The organism is Kitasatospora sp. MAA4, assembly GCF_029893355.1.
Lineage (GTDB): Bacteria > Actinomycetota > Actinomycetes > Streptomycetales > Streptomycetaceae > Kitasatospora.
The window spans coordinates 39,342-55,811 of the sequence record NZ_JARZAI010000044.1; the positions used below are offsets into that span (position 1 = coordinate 39,342).

Sequence of the window (16,470 nt, forward strand, 5' to 3'; positions counted from 1 at the left end):
GATGCGTAGCTGAAGCAGGTGAGAACGATGTCCCGCAGTTCGTTCGCGGTATCAGTGCTGGCGCTCATGCTCACGGCAACGCCCGCAGCAGCGGCCGACGCCCCACGCGGCCCGGACCTCCTGGTGCTGCCGCCGGCACCGGTTCTGGTCGACTCCGGCGGCACCTCGGCAGTACACGTCCGCGTGGTCAACAACGGCGACGCGACGACCACCCAGCCGTTCGCCCTCTCCGCCCACGTGCCACCCGGCGTCTTCTTCGCCAACCCGACCTCCCCGACCAGCTGCACCATCCTCCCCTTCGGCCACACCGTGACCTGCACCTTCCCCGCCGGCCTCCGCCCCGGCGAAGCGGACACCGCTGACCTCCCGCTCTTCGTCTCCTCCGGCATGTCGCCAGGCGTGCTCACCGGCACCGCCGAAGCCACCCTCCCCGGCGACCCGACCCCGCAGGACGACAGCGCACAGTTCCAGATCGTGATCCGGTAGGACTGCCCTGCTCCGAGCAGCCCTCCGGCTTCCCGGAGCAGGACCGTTCGTCACCCGGCGGTCAGTCAGTCCGCCGGGGGCAGGAAGACCCGGTTCCCCCGTGCGCAGCACTCCCCGGGCCATCACCCCACCGACTCCCCGAGACGCAGAAGCACATTGGCCGGGTCGTCCAGCCAAGCCCGCTGGGTGCCGGCCGTGGTGACGGTCAGCCCGAAACGCGTGAGATCAGGCCTGCCGCTGCGCTCCCACCACGCATATGCAGCACTGATCTCCTCCCACAGGTCGCGGGGGCCGGACTGGGTGACCGCGTGTGGGCCGTCCCAGTCCGCGTAGCGACAGTGCGCGTACGAGACTCCGTCCCAAACCTCGGAACGGCCGGTCCCCAACGGGTCGTAGTCGGCCCAGACCCGCTGGCGGAAGAGCCCCGGCAGTCGCAGCCCGATGACGAAGGCCGCAGTGCTCTCCTCGTCCACGTGTTTCGGGTCAATGCCGGAGGCGCTGTGACGTACGTCGTCGATGTCGAACGGTCCGGATTCGGGACGCTGGTCGCGAACCCACATGAACGCCACGTCCGCGACGAACGGCCCGGACGCCGAGCGCCCGTCTTCCGACACCGTGAGCTTGACGAGCGCGCCATTGCAGAACGCCGTGCCGAAGGGGGCCAGGATCAGCCCACCGGGCCGTGTCTGCTCGATCCACGCGGACGGGACACGCTGAACCGCCGCTGTGGCATGCAGTCGGTCATACGGGCCTTTGCCCCGGTAGCCGAGCGTCCCATCCCCGGCCACCACCGTGGCACCGAGCCCGGCCCCGCCGAGCCGGTTCCTCGCGATGTCGGCGAGGTTGGTGTCAACCTCGATGGTGGTCACCAACTCGCCTCCAAGCCGACGAGCGAGCAGGGCAGAGGTCCAGCCCGTACCCGTCCCGACTTCCAGTACGTTCATACCGTCGGCGACATCGAGCTGCCGCAGCATGGTGGCCACCACGGTCGGCATCGAGCTGGACGACGAAGGCGTGCGCCCGTCGTCGTAGAGCTGGGTGACCAACGGCAGGTCCGAACACACCAGGTCCAACCACCGCGCGCTGTCCTTCCCCCGGTCGACCCACTCACCTTCATAGTGGATGCGATCAGGGGTGAACTCGGTACGCGGCACCGTGGCGAACGCCTTCTCCCACTCTGCCGTGAGCGCCCCGGACTCCCGCAGAGCCGACGTCAGTTCAGCCCACGTCATCACTTGCCCCCAGGCTTGGGCAGGTTGGTCGGGGGAGTGTTGCGCTGTCCGTCGTGCGGAGCCGTGTCGGGCTTCCCGGAGTGGGAACCACCCTTGCCATCGCCCTTGCCGTCATTGCCCGATCCACCGCCATGCTTTCCCATGGTCATCCTCCTCCTGAAGGTGCGTCATCCTGGCATCTGGCCCAGCGAGACTGGCCTCATCCCTTGACGCACCAGGGACCGGCCTCACTGGGATTGTTCAGCGGTCAGCCGTCCCATCGGGCGGCATCGTCAGCCTCGGGGCTTCTCCGGCGGGTCGTAGTGCATGCTGCCAATGCGCCTGCGACACCACGGGCTGAGACGGAGGAGCGATCAGGGCGCCTGCGAGAGCCGGTCCGCGACCCGGTCACCGGTCACTACCTGGTCGGCAGCGACCTCGAACCACACGACCTTGCCCGCACCGACAGGCGCCCAGCCCCACGAGTGCGCCAGGCCCGCGACCAGCCGCAGGCCCCGGCCGCCCGTGACCGTGTCCTGGGCCGTCTCCGGGTCGGGAAGGCGAAGGCTGGTGTCGATGACCTCCACGCGCAGCCGCTCGCCCGTCCACCGCACGGTCACACGACACCGCGCCTTGCTGTACTTGATCGCGTTCGCCAACACCTCGCTCGCGCACAGCTCCACATCGCGCAGGGCGTCATCCGACAGTGGCACCCTCCAGAAACGTGCAAGGTCGATGATCAACCGCCGTGCGGGAGGCACCGCCGCCGCCTTTGGCTCAACAGCCCACTCGTACGGGACTGGGAATGAAGCGGTTTCCAACGGGCTCATCGGTACGGATCGCCCTCCGGCTCAGTCAGATGCCCCGGGCTTCCCCCGGGGGAATCCCAGAGTCGCGGGACAGTCCGTTTCGGCATAAGGCCAGCGCGTGTACCCACAGTGGGTAAACTCGCGTTCAGTTATCCCACGTGACACTGAGTGATGATCTTCCTGGGGTAAGGAGTGCCGGACATGACCGAGTCCACAGCGTCATCGGGGCTGCCGATCCGGCTGCTGGCGGACCCCGAGATGATCGCCGCCTGTACCGCCCGGGACTTCGCCCGGATCTTCCAACTCGCCAAGCGAAAAGGCGGATTCCATCCCTCTCGCATCGCCAGGGCCTGCGAGCTGACCCCCAGCAGGGTGGGCGAAGTCATGAATGGGAAGCCGAAGATCACCAACATGACCGTCATCGAGCGCATCGCGGACGGTCTCCGGATTCCGGGCCACATGCTGGGCCTCGCCGTTCGAAGCTGGGAGCGTCCAGCAATCCCCGGACAGCGTCAACCGGCCGCAGTAGCCCAACCGGTCCGAGAAACCTGGCCGGTTGGGGCAGATCTGCCCAGCAGTGAGTTAGACGACATCCTCGCTATCGCGGCCGGCACCCGGGTCACACCCACCGTGCTGCGCTCTCTCCAGGCTTCCATCGAGGACTACTGGCGGCGCGATGACGAGCATGGCGGCGAAGCTCTCCGTCCAGCAGTCATCGGACAGCTCAGGTACGTCACGGACATACTCCGAGACACCGCCGATCCCAACTTCCGGAGAAGTCTCCACGGCATCGCAGCCGAACTCGCGCGCCTCACCGGATGGACGTACTTCGACGCACGGCAATACAGCACGGCCCGAAGCTACTTCACCGAGTCGCTGCGGCTGGCCCGGGAGATCGATGACCGCCCGTTCATCGCCAATGTGCTCGCCTGCCTCAGTCTCCAGGCGACCTACCAGGACAAACCCCAGGACGCCATCACGCTCGCGCGGGCCGCGCAGGACAGTGCACGCCTCGACGGCAGCACGCCGAGACTGATGGCGATGCTGTCCATGCGCGAAGCCTTCGGCCATGCCAGCGCGCAAGATCAAGAGGCGACGCACCGGGCCCTGGGCGAGGCCCTCCACCAGTTCGAGAGGATCGACCCGGCGGACGACGATCCGGCGTGGGTCCGATACTTCGACCGGACGAAGCTCACCGTCGATACCGGAATCGCCCTCGGTCAGCTCGGCGACGCATCCGCAGCCGAACCACTCATCGCCGAGGCCCTACAGGCCGAGCCGACGACGAACCTTCGAGGCCGCGCGTTCCACACGTTCTGGCTCGCGCGAACCCAACTACAACGACGCGAGGTCGAGTTGGCTTGTGCAACGGCAGGGAAAGCGCTCGACCTCGCGGCGGTCGTGGAGTCGCCCAGAGTGCTCGCGCATCTCCGGGAGTTCCGCACTTCGCTCGGGTCCCACCGCAACGCTCGTGCCGCTGCGGCGCTCGCTAGCCGGATCGGCGAGCTGACCGGTTGATCAGAGGCCGGCCTCATCCAGCAGCAGGTACAGCACTCCCACCAGCGAGCCGCTGCTGACGATCTCGCGGCGGTCGATCATGCCGCGCAGTTCGGAGAGTGCAATCCACTCGATCCGGTCCGACTCGTTGCGCTCCGTCGGCGGCCCCGCGTACTCGACGGCGTCGGCGCGGAAGACGAAGTGCTCCGAGTCGGTGATCCCGTTCGCGGGCTGAGCGTAAATGAGCGGCTTCATCTCGCCAGTTGTCCAGCCGGTCTCCTCAAGCACCTCGCGGGCTGCGGCTGCGGCCGGTGTCTCGTCAGCTTCGATCAGCCCCATGGGAAGTTCCCAGGCCCACGAGTCGGTGATGAAGCGGTGGCGCCACATCATCAGCACGTGCTTCTCGCTGTTCACGACGGCTGCCACGGCCAGGTGCCGCAACTTGAGCACGTGGTGTTCCCAGCGGTGACCGTCGGGTTGCTCAACATCGACCATCCACAGGTTCACCCATGGGTTCTCGTAGATCGGACGTTCCCCGTGGATCTTCCACTGCATCGCTGCGGCCCCTCTCGACGAACCTTCAGCATGTCAGAGAAGGACGGCCCGCCGACTGGTTCAGCCGCAAACAGCAGGGGAGATCGATGCCGGGGTCCAGTACCGTTCTGGCCGGATCGTTGAACGGGCCCGTGCTCTGCGGCGTTCACTTGTCACATCCTCACCACCGAAGGTCGTGAGGGACTTTGACGAGCGCCTGCACGGCGTCTACCTCTAGGGAGGGACCAGATGCACATAGGGATCACCGGGCACCGAGGGTTGGCAGCAGACATCGAGCACCAGGTCCGGCAGCTGCTGGACGAGGCTCTCCGCAGCGAGGACCTGGCTGAGCTGACCGGCGTGTCATGCATCGCTGACGGACCGGACGCATGGTTCGCCGAAGCCGTCCTTCGGCGCGGCGGGCGGCTTGAGGTGGTCATCCCCGCCAAGGAGTACCGCGAAGGACTGCCCGCGTGGCACCACCCTGCCTACGACCAACTCCTACGACGCGCGTCCGAGGTCCACCGCACCGGCATGGTGGAGTCCGACGAGGCCGCGCACATGGCCGGCAGCGAGATCCTGGTCGAGCTCTCGGATCGGCTCCTTGCCGTCTGGGACGGCCTGCCGGCCCGGGGATACGGGGGAACGGCCGACGTTGTGGCCTACGCCGAACGTCTCGGAGTGCCGGTCCAGGTCCTCTGGCCGCGCGGGGCCACAAGGTAACAGCGCCGCGCCTTGGGCCGAGGCGTTGCCGGTCAGTCCGCCAGCGGGAGGTAGACCCGGTTGCCCTTGGCGGCGAGCTCGGCGGACTTCTCGGCCATGGAGGCGGCGGCCTCCTCGTCCAGCTCGCTGGCCACGGGCGCTGGGGCCCTCGCCACGTAGGTCGCGGATGTTCTGGCTGATCTTCATCGAGCAGATCATCAACAGAACCAAAGCAGCCTGGGCTCGAGGATAGCTGATGGAGGACCGTGGGCAGCGGAAGCCTGGAGATCTCTGCCAGCTGGCACCGCCTCAGCTGAAGCTCGCAGGGCAAGTGGCCACACTCACGCTCAGCCGACCAACGTGCCACCAGCCTTGACGACAGCAGACATCTCACGCTTGCCTGCGAACTGCGAGAACGTGGCTAGAGTGGAGCGGGAGCTCAGTCTTGGCCGCTGCTCTGACCTGGGCATGAGTTCCTGCTCTTAACAACACGCCATCTCGCCCCCTTTCGAACGGAACCTCATCGATGGCAGCTATCACCCCCCGCCCTGGGCTAGCAAGAATCGAAAGCCTACGAGTGCGTAACTACCGCGTACTCCGTGACTTGGAGCTGTCGGAGATCACCCCGCTCACCGTCTTTGCTGGCCCCAATGGAAGCGGAAAGTCGACGTTGTTCGATGTCTTTGCTTTTCTTGCGGAGTGTTTCGATGATGGGCTTCGACGCGCGTGGGACCGCCGCGGGCGCGGCAGGGAGATCAGATCTCGGGGTTCTTCAGGAGCAGTTGAATTCGAGATTAAATATCGCGAGCCCGGCCTTACGCCGATTACATATCACCTCGCCATCGAAGATGGACCAAGAGGTCCGGTAGTCGCCTCAGAGTCACTCAAATGGCGCCGCGGAAAGCAGTACGGAAAGCCTTACACATTCTTGGACTTCAAATACGGCGAAGGCACCGTGATCGCTGGAGAGACCCCCGAGGAGCAAGATCGGAGAGTTCCGGAGAAATTGACCTCTCCGGATCTCCTCGCAGTGAGCACCCTGGGCCAGCTTGCCGCTCACCCTCGCGTCAACGCACTCCGACGATTTATCACAGGCTGGTACCTCTCGTATATTTCTGCTGATGACGCACGGGGAACACCAGAATCAGGACCTCAGGAACGCCTCTCCAGAACTGGTGACAATCTTCCCAATGTCATGCAGTACCTGGATGAGCAACATCCCGAGCAACTTGCAGAGATTCTTCGCATCCTTGCCTCTCGCGTTCCTCAGCTCCAAGAGGTTCGCACCCGCCCGCTCGACGACGGCAGGCTTCTCCTTCAAGTAAAGGATGCGCCGTTCACTGATCCCGTCCAGTCGCGCTGGGCCTCGGACGGCACTCTCAAGATGCTGTCATATCTGATCGCGCTCCATGACCCCGAGCCTCCCAGCTTGATCGGGATCGAGGAACCAGAGAACCACCTTCACCCTCGACTGCTGGTAGAGCTAGCGGAAGAATGCCGTTCCGCGGCCGAGCGCGGACAGGTTTTCGTATCGACCCATTCTCCGTTCCTGGTGAACGGAATCCGCCCGAACGAGCTAAGGGTGCTCTACCGAAACCAAAGTGGCTACACACAAGCGTTCCGCACCTCCGACAGCAAGGCCGTCCTATCTCACATTGACGCTGGAGCACTGCTCGGCGACCTCTGGATGGAGGGCTACTTCAATCATGGAGACCCCCTCGCACCGGAATCGGCGCGGTGAGTTCCTGGTGCTCGAAATTCTTCTCGAAGAGCCAAGTGCACAAGCTCTGATCCATCAGCTAGCACCGCAGATAATGCCAGGAGTACAGCATGGAAGAGAATTTGAGACCCGAGTATTTCAGGGCAAGGAAGACCTTCTTCGAAAACTCCCTCAGCGCCTCGCTGGATATAGCACATGGGCAGCGGAAAATGACATCCGCATCCTTGTCTTGATTGACCGCGATGATCATGACTGCTTGAAGCTGAAGTCAGAAATTATCACCATGGTGAACAAAGTGAAGGGCCTTCGGATGCTGGAAGGGAACTCGAATCCCGCATCTGGCGGCGATGTGAAGGCAAGAATCGCTTGCGAGGAGATCGAAGCGTGGATGCTTGGCGATCCAGATGCACTGCGAGCAGCTTACCCGAAACTACCAAAAGCCTTCGAGAATAAATCCCTGTATCGCAATCCCGACGATATCAGGGGCGGCACTTGGGAACGCCTGCAAAAACTACTTCAGGATCATGGATATTTCAGCGGCGGGCTCCGAAAAATGGAGCTAGCCCGAACCATCGCACCACATATGAACCCAACAGAAAACAGATCAGCCAGCTTCCTCAGCTTCTGCGAGGCTTTTAGAATTCTTATCTGAAATCGAAAAAGTCGAACCGTCTGGCTGTTCGCCGAGGCGCTGCGTTGGGAAGCCCCCCGGCTTCCCAACGCAGCGCCCCAAACCCGCTCGGGGGTCAGTCCGCCAACGGGAGGTAGACGCGGTTGCCCTTGGCGGCGAACTCGGCGGACTTCTGGGCCATGCCGGCGGCGGCCTCCTCGTCGAGTTCGCTGGCCACGGCGGTGGAGCCGTCGCCGTACTCGTCGCGGATGTTCTGGCTGATCTTCATCGAGCAGAACTTCGGGCCGCACATCGAGCAGAAGTGCGCGGTCTTCGCGGGTTCGGCGGGGAGGGTCTCGTCGTGGAAGGCGCGGGCGGTCTCGGGGTCGAGGGCCAGGTCGAACTGGTCCTGCCAGCGGAACTCGAAGCGCGCGTCGGAGAGGGCGTCGTCCCAGGCCTGCGCGCCGGGGTGGCCCTTGGCGAGGTCGGCGGCGTGGGCGGCGATCTTGTAGGTGATCACGCCGGTCTTGACGTCGTCGCGGTTGGGCAGGCCCAGGTGCTCCTTGGGCGTCACGTAGCAGAGCATCGCGGTGCCCCACCAGGCGATCATCGCGGCGCCGATGCCGGAGGTGATGTGGTCGTAGCCGGGCGCGACGTCCGTGGTGAGCGGGCCGAGGGTGTAGAACGGCGCCTCGTCGCAGATCTCCTTCTGGAGATCCATGTTCTCCTTGATCTTGTTCATCGGGACGTGGCCCGGTCCCTCGATCATCACCTGGACGTCCTTGGCGCGCGCGATCCGGCCCAGCTCGCCCAGCGTCTGCAGCTCCGCGAACTGCGCCTCGTCGTTGGCGTCGGCGATCGAGCCGGGGCGCAGGCCGTCACCGAGCGAGAAGGTGACGTCGTAGGCGCGCAGGATGTCGCAGAGTTCCTCGAAGTTGGTGTAGAGGAAGTTCTCCTGATGGTGCGCCAGGCACCAGGCGGCCATGATCGAGCCGCCGCGCGAGACGATGCCGGTCTTGCGGCGCGCGGTCATCGGGACGTACCGCAGCAGCACGCCGGCGTGCACCGTCATGTAGTCGACGCCCTGCTCGCACTGCTCGATGATGGTGTCGCGGTAGACCTCCCAGCTCAGCTCCTCGGCCTTGCCGTCCACCTTCTCCAACGCCTGGTAGAGCGGCACGGTGCCGATCGGCACGGGGGAGTTGCGCAGGATCCACTCGCGGGTGGTGTGGATGTTGCGGCCGGTGGAGAGGTCCATGACCGTGTCGGCGCCCCAGCGGGTCGCCCAGGTCATCTTCTCCACCTCCTCCTCGATGGACGAAGTCACCGCGCTGTTACCGATGTTGGCGTTGATCTTCACCAGGAAGTTGGTGCCGATGGCGACCGGCTCGACCTCGGGGTGGTTGACGTTCAGCGGGATGACGGCCCGGCCGGTGGCCACCTCGTTGCGCACGAACTCGGGCTCCAGGCCCTCGCGCAGGGCGATGAACTCCATCTCCGGCGTGACGATCCCGAACTTCGCGTACGCGAGCTGGGTGACCGCGACGCCGTCGCGGGCGCGCAGCGGGCGGCGGGGGCGGCCGGGGAAGACCGCGTCGAGGTTGCGCAGGTTTCCGCCGCGCGGGGAAGTGTGCTTGATCCCGTCGTCCTCGGGGCGGGCCTCGCGGCCGTCGTACTCCTCGACGTCGCCGCGCTGGCGGATCCACGGGTCGCGCAGGGCGGGCAGGCCGCGGCGGACGTCGGGCTGGTACTCCGGGTCGGTGTACGGGCCCGAGGTGTCGTACAGCGGGACAGTCCTGCCGTTGGTGAGGTGCACCTCGCGGAAGGGGACGCGCAGGTCGGGGCGCGAGCCCTGGCGGTAGGCCTTGCGCCAGGCCGGGGTCGGGTACCCGGTCTTGGCGCTGGTCACGGTGGTCTCGGCGGACTCGGCGTTCTTGGCGCCGTCCGCCGTCGTCCGGGCAGCCGAACGTGCATCGAAAATGGTCATCAGACCCTCTTACTCCCTACGCCGGCATTACCCGGTCCAGGTTCCTGCGGTCGACGCAGCGATCGGTACGCGGCCCGCGTACCTGTCAGCGCCCTCTCAGCCCGGTGCTCCGAGCTCCCGTTCTGCAGGCGGTCTTGCCTGCACAAAAGACGTCCATACGGTAGCGGCCGACCGCCCGGCGGTCCAGAGGGGGGTCCGCAGTATGGGCAGGTCCCGGCCAGTGCGCCACACTGGGAGCACCTGCACCAGCCAGGTGCCGGAATGGGGAGGCGGACGCATGATCGGCTGCACGGGACGGGTGACGGGCAAGGTCGGGCCGGGGCTGGTCGGCGAGGTGCTGGTGCACGTACCGCAGCGGCAGGGGACCGAGGCGTTCCTCGCCTACCCGGCCGCGCCAGGGGAGTTGCTGCCGGTCGGCACGCCCATCGTGGTGGTCGAGTACCAGCCGCCGCGGACGGTCTACGTCGCCCCCTCGTACGGCTGAGCCCACCGGACTTCCCAACTGATCGGAATCGGCGCACAATCTCCTCTCGCCACGGGGTTCCGCGCCATCCTGCACAACCGAGCGCAGTCACGGGACGTCGTGCGCCCTGAAGGGGGAAAAGCCGATGTTCTTCGGCATCGTCGGCGGTGGGGTCGCCGCAGCAGTCATTCTGGTCGTCATTCTCTTCAAGCTCTGCTGGCGGGTGGCCGAGCCCAATGAGGCACTGATCATCTCGGGGTCCCGGCACCGCACCGAGGGCGTCGCGGACGGCCTCGGGTTCCGCGTGGTCACCGGGCGCGGGACGCTCGTGACGCCGGGCGTCCAGGTGGTCCGCAAGCTCTCGCTGGACCTCAACGAGGCAGACCTGGACGTCGAGTGCGTGACGTCCCAGGGCATCCCGGTGCAGGTCAAGGGCGTGGTGATCTTCAAGGTCGGCGACGACCAGGTCTCCATCGCGAACGCCGCCCGCCGCTTCCTGGACCAGCAGAAGATGATGGGCCACCGGGTCCACAACGTCTTCGCCGGACACCTGCGGTCGATCGTCGGCGGGTTGACGGTCGAGGAGATGATCCGCGACCGTGAGCGGCTGACCGGTGAGACCCGGGCCGCGTCCGGCTCCGAGATGGAGAAGCTCGGCCTGATCATCGACTCGCTGCAGATCCAGGAGATCCTGGACCCGACGGGCTACATCAAGAACCTGGCCGCCCCGCACGCCGCCGCCGTCCAGCGCGACGCCCGGATCGCGGCCGCCGCGGCCGACCGCGAGGCCACCGAGGCCGAGCAGGAGGCGTTCGCCCGCAAGGCCCAGGCCACCCGCAACTCCGGTATCCAGCAGGCTGGTTACCAGGCCGAGATGGACACCGCGGCAGCCCGCGCACTGCAGGCCGGACCGCTCGCCCAGGCCGCCTCCCGCCAGGAGGTGGTGGTCCAGGAGACCAAGGTCGCCGAGCTGGAGGCGCACCGCAAGGAGCAGCAGCTCCAGGTCGAGGTCCGCAAGCCGGCCGACGCCCGCGCGTACGAGACCCGCACCAAGGCCGAGGCCGACCGCGACGCCCGGATCTCGGCCGCCGAGGCGCAGGCCCGGGAGACCGAGCTCAAGGCCGTCGCCGAGGCGAACCGGGTGAAGATCGCCGCCCTCGCCGAGGCCGAGGCCACCAAGGCCCGCGGCCTGGCCTCCGCCGACGCCACCCGGGCCACCGGTCAGGCCGAGGCGGCCGCCGCCGAGGCCAAGGGTCTGGCCGCGGCCGCCGCCGCCCAGGCCCTCGGCCTCGCCGAGGCCGAGGCGATCAAGGCCCGCGCCGCCGCTCTGGCCGAGAACCAGGAGGCCGTGGTCGCCCAGCAGTTGGCCGAGAACTGGCCGGAGATCGTGCGGGCCGGCGCGGAGGCGTTCGGCAACGTCGAGCACATGGTGCTGCTCAACGGGGCCGAGGGCATGGGCGAGATGTTCGCCAAGGCCCTCACCATGGGCGGCACCGGCCTCGGCCTGGCCCGCCAGCTGCTCAGCTCGATGAACAGCGCCGGCGACACCCCCGTGTCCGCCGAAACCGCTACCCCTGCCGAGACCGCTCCCCGGCGCACCGCCGGCCAGGTCATCCCGGTCCAGGCGGACCCCGACCCGGCGTCCTGAGCTGCCTCAATCCCCCGGTGCCCGGTTCGCCTCGACGCGAGCCGGGCACCGGCGCGTACTCACCGACCCGCACGAGCCCGGTCCCGCTCCGCATACGCCTCTGCCAGCGCGGCGAAGGCCGCCTTCGGCTCCCAGCCGAGCCCCGGACGGCCGCCGCCCGGGACCATCCGCACCACGCCGTACGAGCCGAGGTCGAGATCGAAGCGCGGGTCGTCGCGGTCGTGCGGCGCACCGTAGGCGGCGAAGGTGAACCAGAAGGCCGCGTCCACGCCCTCCTCCTCGAAGACCGCGAGCAGCTCGTGCAGGTAGCGGACCTGCTCCTGCTCGTCCCGCACGGGCACCGACTCGCCCCTGATCCGGCGCGGTTCGACCTCGTGATCGACGACGTCCCAGCCCATCCCGCCGCGCGCGGCGGCCCCCTGGTAGGCGCAGCAGCCGAACTCGGTGACCACCACCGGCTTGCCGTGCGCGAAGTGCGCGCGCAGCTCCTGCCGGTAGTGGCCGGCGTTGCGCTCGTCGCGGTAGGCGTCGACGCCGACGAGGTCGAAGGGCGTCCAGTCGATCTCCTCCCACGGGCCGGCCGCGTAGCTCAGCGGGCCGCCGAAGTGCAGCCGGGCGCGGGCGGCGACCTCGGCCAGGAAGGCGCTCAGCCGTTCGGCGGGGTTCCCGTACGCGCGGAAGAGCTCGGGGTCGGGGGCCATCGCGTTGGCCACCCGCTCGGCGAAGCCGTCCCCGGGGAGGAAGCCGTGGGCGAAGATGGACAGTTCGCAGCCGGTGACCAGCACCACCTCGGCGCCGCCCGCACGCACCCGCTCCGCCCGCCGGGCGCAGTCCTCGAACCAGGGCAGCATCTGCTCCGCCGTCATGTTGCAGGGGAACGGCGCGAACCAGATCTCCAGGCCGAGTTCGGCCGCGCACGCGGCGGCGACGCTCAGCCGCTCCGGGTCGCCGCCCGAGATCCGCACCGCCGTGCAGTTCAACTCCTCGGCGATCACCCGCAGTTCCGCCCGGACCTGGTCGGCGGAGAACTCCGGCCGGGAGGTGTCACCGGCGGGACTGAAGCCGGTGTCGTAGTTGATGCCCTTGCCGCGCATGGTCGGGTTCTCCTCAGCAGTAGGTGGGGATTCAGGCGATCTCGGCGGCCAGCAGGCCCTTCATACGCTCACTGAACGGGCCGCTCACCAGGCTGGCGACCCCGATCGTCCCGATCAGCAGCACCGTGGTCAGCCAGGCCATCGTGGTGACCGGGAGGGTGTAGGCGAGCACGATCCGCAAGCCGCAGTCGGCCACCAGCGCGAGCCCCCAGACCGCCGAGAAGCCGCGCTCGGCCCGGCGGAACGCCGTCGACTCCGCGGCCAGCCGGTCCCAGACGGCGGTGGGTCCCGCCTCGCCCCTGGTCAGGAACGGCTTCAGCCCCGCGCTCATCAACGGGCGGGCGCCGAAGGCCGAGCAGAGGATCGACACGCCGATCACGCTGCTGACGGCGCCGTCCTTGGCGATCATCAGCCGCGGGTCGCCGGCCAGCGCGGAGAGCGCTATCCCGACCACGTTGACCACCAGCATCAGCGCCGCCAGCCCGTTCACCGAGCGCTCACGCACCAGGCCGACCAGCGTCCGCACCGCCGGGACGACGCTGCTCAGGGTGAGCGAGGCGACCAGGCCCAGGCCGGCCGCCGAGTGCGCCAGGTAGTAGACGGCCAGCGGGACGACGATGTCCACCGCCAGCGGCCGCAGCGCGCTGACCAGCGGGTTCGCCGGCCGCCCGGTCACCGCACCGGTCACCGCACCGGTCACCGAGCCGGCCACCGAGCCGGCCTCCGGGGTGATGACGCTCTCGCTCATGGTCCGCTCCTTCGCTGGTCGCCTCCTGCCGTGCGCCCAGCCTCCCGCGCGGGGCAGACCGGCTGTCAGTGCCGCCTGTGCGAAGTTCGGCATGACAACTGTCACGACGGTTCCGACGGCCCCCCGGGACAGACCGCGCGACCGCACGACGACGCCCGCCCAACCGTGTTCGGTGGAGCGGGCGTCGTCGTGCGGTCGCGCAGGGTGTCAGCTCTTGGCGGCCTTCTTCACCAGGATCACCACGGCCGCGGCGATGCCGACCACCACCAGCGCCTTGATCAGGAAGCCCACCAGGGCGCTGACCACACCGACCACGAACCAGACCAGGTTCCAGGCGAGCACCAGCACGATGATCGGGACGACGATGTTGCGTACCCAAGAGGGCAGTGACTTCCAGAGCTCAGCCATGTCCGTTCCTTCTCTCCCCCTCGGGTCGGCCCCCGCTTGGTTGCCGCATCCCGTCTGCTTTCGGTACTTCGATCGTACGAGGGGCGAAGGGCGGAAACGAGGGATCCGGTCCCCGAGAGAACCCGGAGATCCCCCTGACCCGGAAGCCAGGGGCACCCCTGGGAACCGCCGAACCAACCACCGATAACATCGCGCCCTGATCGTTTTCTTGGGGGGAAGAACCGTGCGCAACTACCGCGCCATCGGCGGCCTCACAGCCGCCGGCCTCATCACCGTCCTGGGCCTCCCGCTGCCTTCCGCCGCCTCGGCCGACGCCACCACGCTGTACGTGGACAACGCCGCCACCGCCCACTGCTCGGACAGCGGAACGGGTACCCAGGCACAGCCGTACTGCACGATCCAGGCCGCAGCCGACGCCGCCCAGCCGGGGCAGACCGTCCAGATCCCGCTCGAAGGCACGTACCAGAGCCAGGTGACCATCACCCACTCCGGAACGCAGGGCCACCCCATCACCTTCAGCGGCGGTGGAGCGCTCCAGCCCTACTGGCCACAGGCCGCGATCGAGACCAACCAGAACCCGGTCCACCAGGCTCACGCCTTCGCCGTTTCGGGCGCCCACGACATCGTGATCCAGGGCTTCGACCTCACGGAGTCGAACAACGCGATCGCGATCACCGACTCCGCCCGGGTCACGATCGACGGCAACTACGCCGTCGGCCTGCAGGTGTCGGGTCAGAGCACCGACACGACGATCAGCCGGAACTACCTGTCGGACCCCTCGCCCGTCGTGATCGACGCCGGGGTCCAGCGCACCACGGTCGTGGGCAACGAAATCGACAGCGAATCCGCCATCGGCATCACCGCCACCGGTGCGCCGAACACCGTTGTCGTCAACAACACGGTCGTGTCCGACTGCGGCACCGCCGTCAGTCTGACCGGCGGCTCGACCGGATCCGTGATCGAGAACAACATCGCCACCGTGTCCAAGTCCACGGCCTGCCGACCGGGAAGCCAGCAGGGCGAGATCGCCGTCTCCGCGGACTCCGCCGCTCAGAGCCGGAGCGACTACAACGTCGTCCACCCGATCACGGGCGGCTCCGCGTACAACTGGTCCGGCACCGCCTACCCGACCGCGGCGGCAATGAGCACCGCCACCGGGCAGGCCGCCCACGACATCGACGCCGACGTGTCCTTCAACTACATCGGACCGTTCAACACGCTTTCCGAGGGCTCCCCGGCGATCGACTCGGCCGACCCCAACGCACCCGGTCTGCTGGACACGGACCTGCTGGGCCACGCTGTGACCGACGACCCCACGGTGCCCAACTCCGGCCCGGGCGGCACCTTCCGGGACCGCGGCGCGTTCGAGTTCGAGGGTCTGATCAGTGCCTCGATGGCAGTCCAGGGAAGCACCACTCCCACGCCCCAGGGCCCCGCGCCGATGAGCGCGACCCTCCGTGTGACCCCCTGGAACATGTGGCCCACCAAGCTGAGTTACTCGTACGACTTCGGCGACGGCAGCCCGGCGGTGGTCTCCACCGACCCCACCGCCACCCACAGCTACCAGACGGTCGGCCGCTACACGCCGACCGTGACGATCACGGACGGCGTCGGCGGCCGGGTGATCGCCCGCGATCAGCAGGTCGTGGTCAACGCGCCCGGCCCGCTCGTCCCGGTGCTGACCGCGACGAAGCAGCCCGCGCCGCTCACCTTCGACTTCGAGACCACCGGCACCACCGACCCGTGGAAGATCAGCAAGACCGTGCTGGACTACGGAAACGGCGTCACTGCCCAGTCCGCCGGCACGTACACCTTCCCCAAGCCGGGCAAGTACACCGTCACCGCGCAGCTCACCGACGAGAGCGGCGCGACCGCAACCACCACCACCCAGGTCGACGCCGAGTACGACCCGGCCGGCTTCGTGCCGATCACGCCCACCCGAGTGCTGGACACCCGCAACCCGATGATGGGCAGCCACCAGCCGCTGACGCCCGGCTCGCCGCGGTACATCAGCACGAACGCCCCGGCCGGTGCGACGGCGGTCGTGCTCAACCTGACCGCAACCAACGCTGACCAGACGGGCCACCTCACGGTGTTCCCGGAGGGCGCGAGCCAGCCCACCACGTCCAACCTGAACTACACGGCCGGTACCAACATCGCCAACCTGGTCACCGTCCCGCTCGGGAGCCAGAGCGGCGTGGAGGTCACCACCAACACCGGCTCGGTCGACGCCGTCGCCGACGTCTACGGCTACTACGTCCCCGGCGCCGCATCGAAGTTCACCCCGACCACCCCCGCGCGGATCCTGGACACCCGCAACGGCGGCGACGCCGGCAAGCTCGGCCAGGACTCCACGCTGCCGCTCCAGGTCACCGGTCAGGGCTCGGTGCCCTCGAACGCGACCGCGGTCGTCCTCAACCTCACCACCACCGAGGCCACCGACGTCAGTTACCTGGCTGCCTACCCGTCCGGGACGCCGTTCACCGGCACCTCCAACCTCAACTTCCAGCCCGGCCGCAACACCCCCAATCAGGTCATCGTCCCCGTCGGCCC

At 67.7% G+C, this 16,470-nt stretch carries 15 protein-coding genes and 1 riboswitch; of the genes, 8 read left to right on the plus strand and 7 right to left on the minus strand.

Annotated features, from left to right (window positions below):
* Positions 1-27: 27 nt before the first annotated feature.
* Positions 28-486: a hypothetical protein gene (locus P3T37_RS35150; protein ID WP_280728025.1), complete on the plus strand. Its 459-nt coding sequence runs from the start codon at positions 28-30 to the stop codon at positions 484-486.
* A gap of 122 nt (positions 487-608) precedes the next feature.
* On the opposite strand, the gene P3T37_RS35155 is transcribed toward P3T37_RS35150, so the two are convergent.
* On the minus strand, positions 609-1,718 hold the full coding sequence (locus tag P3T37_RS35155) for a methyltransferase domain-containing protein (RefSeq protein WP_280728026.1): 1,110 nt from the start codon (positions 1,716-1,718) through the stop codon (positions 609-611).
* Positions 1,719-2,071: 353 nt separating this feature from the next.
* Positions 2,072-2,527: an ATP-binding protein gene (locus tag P3T37_RS35160; RefSeq protein ID WP_280728027.1), complete on the minus strand. Its 456-nt coding sequence runs from the start codon at positions 2,525-2,527 to the stop codon at positions 2,072-2,074.
* Between the two features lie 180 nt (positions 2,528-2,707).
* Here P3T37_RS35160 and P3T37_RS35165 point away from each other — a divergent pair, with 180 nt between their 5' ends.
* Entirely contained in the window at positions 2,708-4,024 is a 1,317-nt protein-coding gene (locus P3T37_RS35165) for a hypothetical protein (protein WP_280728028.1), read from the plus strand.
* Here P3T37_RS35165 and P3T37_RS35170 read toward each other — a convergent pair whose 3' ends face one another.
* Positions 4,025-4,558, minus strand: a complete 534-nt coding sequence (locus P3T37_RS35170; RefSeq protein WP_280728029.1) for an NUDIX hydrolase — start codon at positions 4,556-4,558, stop codon at positions 4,025-4,027.
* A 228-nt stretch (positions 4,559-4,786) separates the two neighbouring features.
* Here P3T37_RS35170 and P3T37_RS35175 point away from each other — a divergent pair, with 228 nt between their 5' ends.
* The 3 genes from P3T37_RS35175 to P3T37_RS35185 all read left to right on the plus strand — a co-directional run bounded on the left by P3T37_RS35175 (position 4,787) and on the right by P3T37_RS35185 (position 7,611).
* Positions 4,787-5,260 carry a hypothetical protein gene (locus P3T37_RS35175; protein ID WP_280728030.1) on the plus strand — a complete coding sequence of 158 codons (474 nt, stop codon included), beginning with the start codon at positions 4,787-4,789 and terminating at the stop codon, positions 5,258-5,260.
* 505 nt (positions 5,261-5,765) lie between these two features.
* Positions 5,766-6,980: an AAA family ATPase gene (locus P3T37_RS35180; protein ID WP_280728031.1), complete on the plus strand. Its 1,215-nt coding sequence runs from the start codon at positions 5,766-5,768 to the stop codon at positions 6,978-6,980.
* Entirely contained in the window at positions 6,946-7,611 is a 666-nt protein-coding gene (locus P3T37_RS35185; RefSeq protein WP_280728032.1) for a DUF4276 family protein, read from the plus strand. Before P3T37_RS35180 ends, P3T37_RS35185 begins: the two co-directional genes overlap by 35 nt.
* Before the next feature lie 94 nt (positions 7,612-7,705).
* Here P3T37_RS35185 and thiC read toward each other — a convergent pair whose 3' ends face one another.
* Entirely contained in the window at positions 7,706-9,556 is a 1,851-nt protein-coding gene (thiC, locus tag P3T37_RS35190) for a phosphomethylpyrimidine synthase ThiC (protein WP_280728033.1), read from the minus strand.
* Positions 9,552-9,687, minus strand: a riboswitch (TPP riboswitch). Its footprint overlaps the gene before it by 5 nt.
* 146 nt (positions 9,688-9,833) lie before the next feature.
* On the opposite strand from thiC, the gene P3T37_RS35195 reads away from it, so the two are divergent.
* Positions 9,834-10,040 (plus strand): hypothetical protein, encoded by a 207-nt coding sequence (locus P3T37_RS35195; RefSeq protein ID WP_280728034.1) that lies wholly within the window; start codon positions 9,834-9,836, stop codon positions 10,038-10,040.
* A 124-nt stretch (positions 10,041-10,164) separates the two neighbouring features.
* Complete coding sequence (locus P3T37_RS35200) at positions 10,165-11,667, plus strand: flotillin family protein (protein ID WP_280728035.1); 1,503 nt, start codon at positions 10,165-10,167, stop codon at positions 11,665-11,667.
* 59 nt (positions 11,668-11,726) lie between these two features.
* Here P3T37_RS35200 and P3T37_RS35205 read toward each other — a convergent pair whose 3' ends face one another.
* From P3T37_RS35205 to P3T37_RS35215, 3 genes are all read right to left on the minus strand, one after another.
* Positions 11,727-12,761, minus strand: coding sequence for a hypothetical protein (locus P3T37_RS35205; protein WP_280728036.1), 1,035 nt, complete (start codon positions 12,759-12,761; stop codon positions 11,727-11,729).
* Positions 12,762-12,792: 31 nt separating this feature from the next.
* Positions 12,793-13,509 carry a VC0807 family protein gene (locus P3T37_RS35210; protein WP_280728037.1) on the minus strand — a complete coding sequence of 239 codons (717 nt, stop codon included), beginning with the start codon at positions 13,507-13,509 and terminating at the stop codon, positions 12,793-12,795.
* Between the two features lie 207 nt (positions 13,510-13,716).
* The gene (locus P3T37_RS35215) at positions 13,717-13,917 is read right to left on the minus strand and encodes a DUF5326 family protein (RefSeq protein ID WP_035799234.1); all 201 of its coding nucleotides are present in this window, start codon (positions 13,915-13,917) and stop codon (positions 13,717-13,719) included.
* Positions 13,918-14,140: 223 nt separating this feature from the next.
* Here P3T37_RS35215 and P3T37_RS35220 point away from each other — a divergent pair.
* The coding region (locus tag P3T37_RS35220; RefSeq protein WP_280728038.1) for a PKD domain-containing protein at positions 14,141-16,470 on the plus strand (2,330 nt) is incomplete at its 3' end.

Coding starts and splice junctions, on each gene's coding strand:
- P3T37_RS35150 (WP_280728025.1), top strand. CDS start 28: ATGTCCCGCAGTTCGTTCGCGGTATCAGTGCTGGCGCTCATGCTCACG.
- P3T37_RS35155 (WP_280728026.1), bottom strand. CDS start 1,718: ATGACGTGGGCTGAACTGACGTCGGCTCTGCGGGAGTCCGGGGCGCTC.
- P3T37_RS35160 (WP_280728027.1), bottom strand. CDS start 2,527: ATGAGCCCGTTGGAAACCGCTTCATTCCCAGTCCCGTACGAGTGGGCT.
- P3T37_RS35200 (WP_280728035.1), top strand. CDS start 10,165: ATGTTCTTCGGCATCGTCGGCGGTGGGGTCGCCGCAGCAGTCATTCTG.
- thiC (WP_280728033.1), bottom strand. CDS start 9,556: ATGACCATTTTCGATGCACGTTCGGCTGCCCGGACGACGGCGGACGGC.
- P3T37_RS35175 (WP_280728030.1), top strand. CDS start 4,787: ATGCACATAGGGATCACCGGGCACCGAGGGTTGGCAGCAGACATCGAG.
- P3T37_RS35205 (WP_280728036.1), bottom strand. CDS start 12,761: ATGCGCGGCAAGGGCATCAACTACGACACCGGCTTCAGTCCCGCCGGT.
- P3T37_RS35215 (WP_035799234.1), bottom strand. CDS start 13,917: ATGGCTGAGCTCTGGAAGTCACTGCCCTCTTGGGTACGCAACATCGTC.
- P3T37_RS35170 (WP_280728029.1), bottom strand. CDS start 4,558: ATGCAGTGGAAGATCCACGGGGAACGTCCGATCTACGAGAACCCATGG.
- P3T37_RS35210 (WP_280728037.1), bottom strand. CDS start 13,509: ATGAGCGAGAGCGTCATCACCCCGGAGGCCGGCTCGGTGGCCGGCTCG.
- P3T37_RS35165 (WP_280728028.1), top strand. CDS start 2,708: ATGACCGAGTCCACAGCGTCATCGGGGCTGCCGATCCGGCTGCTGGCG.
- P3T37_RS35180 (WP_280728031.1), top strand. CDS start 5,766: ATGGCAGCTATCACCCCCCGCCCTGGGCTAGCAAGAATCGAAAGCCTA.
- P3T37_RS35195 (WP_280728034.1), top strand. CDS start 9,834: ATGATCGGCTGCACGGGACGGGTGACGGGCAAGGTCGGGCCGGGGCTG.
- P3T37_RS35185 (WP_280728032.1), top strand. CDS start 6,946: ATGGAGACCCCCTCGCACCGGAATCGGCGCGGTGAGTTCCTGGTGCTC.